General features: G+C 70.3%; 1 protein-coding gene. It reads left to right on the top strand.

Features of this window, described 5'->3' with window-relative positions; translation table 11 throughout:
• The first annotated feature begins 146 nt into the window (after nucleotides 1-146).
• Complete coding sequence (cobM, locus tag ACWDNU_RS46145; protein WP_355273624.1) at nucleotides 147-917, top strand: precorrin-4 C(11)-methyltransferase; 771 nt, start codon at nucleotides 147-149, stop codon at nucleotides 915-917.
• Nucleotides 918-1,278: the final 361 nt, after the last annotated feature.

The raw sequence follows: 1,278 nt of genomic DNA, 5'->3' as shown, positions 1-1,278 counted from the left end.
GCTGGTTCGGTCTGCTGCGCTGGTACGGACCCAAACAGGAGTTCTTCGAGCGTCGCTACAAGCCCGGCGACTTCGTCAGAATCGAGTGAAGCGCGGGGCCCGGTACCGCGGGCGGGAACCGGCGGCCCGCGATCTACGCTGCTGGCATGACGGTGCACTTCATCGGGGCGGGCCCCGGCGCGGCCGACCTGCTCACGGTGCGCGCGGTGAGCCTGCTGCGCGACAGCCCGGTCTGCCTGTACGCGGGCACCTACCTCGACCCCGAGGTGCTGGCGCACTGCGCGCCCGGCACCGAGCTGATCGACACCCAGCGCCTTGACCTGGACGAGATCACCGGCCACCTCGTGCGCGCCCACCGGGCGGGGCACGACGTCGCCCGGCTCTGCTCGGGCGACCCGTCGATCTACTCGGCCCTCACCGAGCAGATCCGCCGCCTCGACGCCGTCGGCGTCCCGTGGGACATCACCCCCGGCGTCCCCGCCTACGCCGCCGCCGCGGCCGCGCTGGGCACCGAGCTGACGGTCCCCGAGGTCGTCCAATCGGTCGTCCTCACCCGCACCCAGGCCCGCTCGACCGCGATGCCCGAGGGCGAGGCCCTGGCCGCCTTCGCCGCCACCGGCGCCACCCTGGTCCTGCACCTCGCGATCACCCGCGTCCGCGTCCTCGCGAAGGAACTGATCGACGAGTACGGCCCCGACTGCCCGGTCGCCGTCGTCTACCGCGCCAGCCAGCCCGAACAGCTGATCCTGCGCGGCACCCTCACCGACATCGCCGACCAGGTGGAAGCCGCCGACCTCCGCCAAGCCGCCGTCATCCTGGTCGGCCGAGCCCTCACCCCCGCGATCGACTGCGCCCAGTCCCACCTCTACGACCCGGCCCGGCTCCGCGCGCCCGTCGAGACAGACCGGTTGGTGTGATCCACGCCTCATTCCCCGCGGCGCAGAAGGGCTCTCACGACGATGTGAGGACGCAGACAAGCGTCAGCTAACGGGGTGGCGACGGTCTACCTGGGTCTATGCCGCGTCGCTATGGACGTGGTTGGTTGCCGGGGGAGCGCACCGGTAGATTGGTGCGATGGTTTGCGACGAGCACACCGGCGCTGCCGGTCCGACGGACGTGGGCATGGTCTCGGCCATGTAACCGATCGGACGGGCCGACAGATAGTGCCAATGGACATTTTTTGCCTGATTGATTTCGAGAACTGAACCCGAGACGCAGGCGCCACGCTAGTTCTACAGGTGAGGCGCCTGCGTTCCGGTGTCGTCGGGGAGCGCCTGC

It is taken from the genome of Amycolatopsis sp. NPDC003676, from assembly GCF_053587275.1.
The sequence above is the reverse complement of the archived record's forward strand: the minus strand, read 5'-3'. Positions and strand labels throughout refer to the sequence as shown.

Excerpts from the sequence above, each read along its gene's own strand:
- cobM (WP_355273624.1), top strand. The coding sequence starts at position 147 with ATGACGGTGCACTTCATCGGGGCGGGCCCCGGCGCGGCCGACCTGCTC.